Here is a 3,107-nt window from a genome sequence, read left to right on the forward strand (position 1 = left end):
TCCAGAAAACAGACACCCTGAGCTAGACGCTTTTCCTTGCTTATCTTTATGCTAGGCTGGCTGGGGCAAAATATTCGGCAGTTCCTCTGTTTTTCATTCCATTTTTCTATTGATAAAATAAAAAAAATTAAAACTGTTTTTATATATAAAATGGAATCTGTTGGATTCTTGATTGAGTATCTGCAATCAAATCAAATCTCTGCCCGCGGCTGCCTGCTCCGTCCGTTCTGTACGAATCATTTGTGGGTTTTAAGTAGGGCCGGATTCGTTTATCTATTTCGAGCGCAAACTCATGTACCCATCTCTTGGTCATTGAATGGGAAATTTCTAATCTAGGAAATCCTGAATGACTTGTTCGGTATTTACTTACAAAGCAAGCTAGACTAAGGAACGACAAGCAAAGGCTGTTGGAGGATTTTTAATCTGTTTAATAATTATTAATAACCAATACAGCGGTACATGCGAATCATGTTCCGGCTGTGGCTATTTTATAGAATTGCAGAGTCGTTAGAAGTTCTGGGCAACTTCGTGCGCTCGTTGAACCGCCTTTTCTTTAATCGCTGGTGCTTGGTCAGGAGCCGCGGCCATACCTTCAACAAAGATTCCTTCAAAGCTAGTTAGCCCTAAGAACTTCATAATCGCACTTAGGTGGCGATGACCCATTTCACCGTCTGCATAAGGTGAGCCTGAAGATAAAACACTTCCGCTAGCTTGAATGTGAACTGCTTTTTTATCACATAACAAGCCTACCGGACCTTTATCCGGAAGATATTTGAAAGTTTTACCTGCAATACAGACGGAGTCGATATATGCTTTCATAACGGGCGGATATGATAAATTCCATATCGGTGTTACAAATACATATTTATCTGCAGCAGCAAATTGATCCACGAGTTCACCGAGACGACTAACTTTCGCTTTCTCTGCAAGGGTCAATTGTTCAAAAGCTGTACCTGCACCGAGCTTGCCCCAACCGCTAAAAGCATCGGAATCAAGCTGCGGAATATCCATTTTATACAGATCCAGATGAATAATTTCATCATACGGATTTGCAGAGCGGTAAACCTCTATAAATTCATTACCTACAGACAGGCTATAAGATTTTTCATGATCGTTCGGATTTGCTGTTATATATAATACTGTTGCCATAATTAACTTACCTACTTTCAATTTTTTGTAGAATTGCTAAAAAGTTTGGAAGGTAGAGGGTGCCGAATATTTTGCCCCAGCCAGCCTAGCATAAAGATAAGCAAGGAAAAGCGTCTAGCTCAGGGTGTCTGTTTTCTGGAGACGGGATCGCCTTAGGTACGATCTTAGCGGGTATTCATTTTTGATGACATGTGAAACACTCCTTCATTTTTTGATCAAAGCCCAATATTCCCCCTGCACTACATTGACGGATCAAATATCGGGAATGTGACTGGTATGCAAGAGAAGCGGGGAATTAACGAATCTTTGGCGTCTAGTCACATTGACTGGATTTCGTTCGTCATTACATATAGAGACTAATTTTATTTTAAGAAGGAAGTTGAATGATGAGCGAACATGATTGGTTAGTGGAGAAATTCGAAGCATATCGAAATCACCTGCAGGCGGTGGCTTATCGAATGCTTGGATCATTGAGTGAGGCGGAGGACGCGGTACAGGAGTCTTGGCTACGTCTTAGCCGTGCGGATACGAGCGTTATCGAGAACCTGGGAGGATGGCTAACCACTGTTGTCTCGCGATTGTGCCTCGATATGCTACGGTCACGAAAATCAAGAAGAGAGGAATCCATAGAAACGTATTTGACCGAGACGCTTGCTAGTCATGAGGATAGAAGTGACCCCGAACAAGAAGCCATATTGGCTGATTCTGTCGGTCTTGCGCTGCTAGTCGTGCTTAGCAAACTGAATCCTTCAGAACGGATCACGTTCGTTTTACATGATATATTCGCTATGCCTTTCACCGAAATTGCCCCCATTGTAGGAAAGTCCGAGATCGCAGCCAGACAATTAGCTAGCCGGGCTCGCCAACGTGTGCATGGGACGAGGGCAGTACCAGAATCCGATCTTGCTCGTCAACGCGAACTTGTCGACGCTTTTCTTGCAGCGGCATAAGCCGGCGATTTCGATACGCTGGTGGCGGCACTTGATCCTGACGTTCTGCTACGAGACGATCGTCAGAGAGGCGTCTCAAGCTTAACACGAGGTGCGAGAGCGCTGGTCCAAAAAGTTTCGGGACGTGCACAGGCTGCACAATCAGCCATTATAGACGGGTCAGTAGGAGTCATTGCGGCTCCTCGTGGAAGATTGCTCTATGTGCTCAAATTTACAATTAAGAGCGGAAAGATCGCCGAGGTAGACTTGATTTCCGACCCTACACGCATACGTCAGCTCGACATGTCCGTGTTTGGCGACTGATCATTGCAGTATGGCGCAGATACAAAAGCGTTATCTAATGTTAACTTCGCTGTGAAAGAAGGAAATTCGTCTCCATCATCGGGCCTTCCGGAGCGGGGAAATCAACCCTTCTTCGTTGCATTAACCGGATGATTGACGCAAGCAGCGGAGAGATCATTATTGATGGCGCGCAGGCGGCATCGGGTTTGACATGTTTATGGCCAGTGGCTTTTATTATGACGTCAGAGAAGTTGGGGTTGTTACGTACTTCATCCTATTTTTCGCGGTCCTGCTCGAAATTGTGGCGACAAGGATTAAGAAAAAGCTTAGATCGAAAGTGTGAAATTAATCGGTTTGAAGGTCGTGTGCTTCTAGCTTACGGCCTTTTTTCACATATCTCAGAAGGGCACATGATTGCAAGAAATCTGATTACTTTAACCTTATAATAACCTTCCCTTTAGCCCTTCCTGTTTCTAAATATTCAACAGCTTTTTGTGTGTCTTCAAAATCATAAATTTTATCAATTACAGGCTTTATCTGATTAAGTTCAATAAGTTGTTTAATATATTCTAATTGAGTTCCGCTGGGTTTCATGAAAAGAAAATGATATTCTGCGTTATGCTTTTTCTGCTTCCTCGCTATCTACTATTGGTTTGTTAAATTGAAAACCAGACGATACTTCTAGTAAGTTGAAGCGGAGGTATGGTTTATGGAAGAATATGAGAA

At 43.2% G+C, this 3,107-nt stretch carries 3 protein-coding genes and 2 pseudogenes; 3 read left to right on the top strand and 2 right to left on the bottom strand.

All coding sequences use genetic code 11. The features are described 5' to 3' along the window. Positions 1-507: 507 nt before the first annotated feature. Entirely contained in the window at positions 508-1,149 is a 642-nt protein-coding gene (locus FU659_RS34665; RefSeq protein ID WP_147951693.1) for an NAD(P)H-dependent oxidoreductase, read from the bottom strand. Between the two features lie 383 nt (positions 1,150-1,532). On the opposite strand from FU659_RS34665, the gene FU659_RS34670 reads away from it, so the two are divergent. From FU659_RS34670 to FU659_RS36195, 3 genes and pseudogenes are all read left to right on the top strand, one after another. Continuing rightward, on the top strand, positions 1,533-2,099 hold the full coding sequence (locus FU659_RS34670; protein WP_315971411.1) for a sigma-70 family RNA polymerase sigma factor: 567 nt from the start codon (positions 1,533-1,535) through the stop codon (positions 2,097-2,099). 21 nt (positions 2,100-2,120) lie between these two features. Continuing rightward, positions 2,121-2,402 carry a hypothetical protein gene (locus FU659_RS39520; protein WP_315971412.1) on the top strand — a complete coding sequence of 94 codons (282 nt, stop codon included), beginning with the start codon at positions 2,121-2,123 and terminating at the stop codon, positions 2,400-2,402. A gap of 3 nt (positions 2,403-2,405) precedes the next feature. Next, positions 2,406-2,827: pseudogene (locus FU659_RS36195) on the top strand (ATP-binding cassette domain-containing protein). On the opposite strand, the pseudogene FU659_RS34680 reads toward FU659_RS36195, so the two are convergent. Next, positions 2,811-3,011 (bottom strand): annotated as a pseudogene (locus tag FU659_RS34680) (zinc-binding dehydrogenase); the annotation flags it as partial. The pseudogenes FU659_RS36195 and FU659_RS34680 sit on opposite strands and share 17 nt — an antisense overlap. Positions 3,012-3,107: the final 96 nt, after the last annotated feature.

It is taken from the genome of Paenibacillus sp. N3.4 (assembly GCF_008017805.1).
Classification (GTDB): Bacteria; Bacillota; Bacilli; order Paenibacillales; family NBRC-103111; genus Paenibacillus_E.

What these genes read in the sequence shown, in the direction of transcription:
- FU659_RS34670 (WP_315971411.1), top strand. Translation starts at nt 1,533, where the DNA reads ATGATGAGCGAACATGATTGGTTAGTGGAGAAATTCGAAGCATATCGA.
- FU659_RS34665 (WP_147951693.1), bottom strand. Translation starts at nt 1,149, where the DNA reads ATGGCAACAGTATTATATATAACAGCAAATCCGAACGATCATGAAAAA.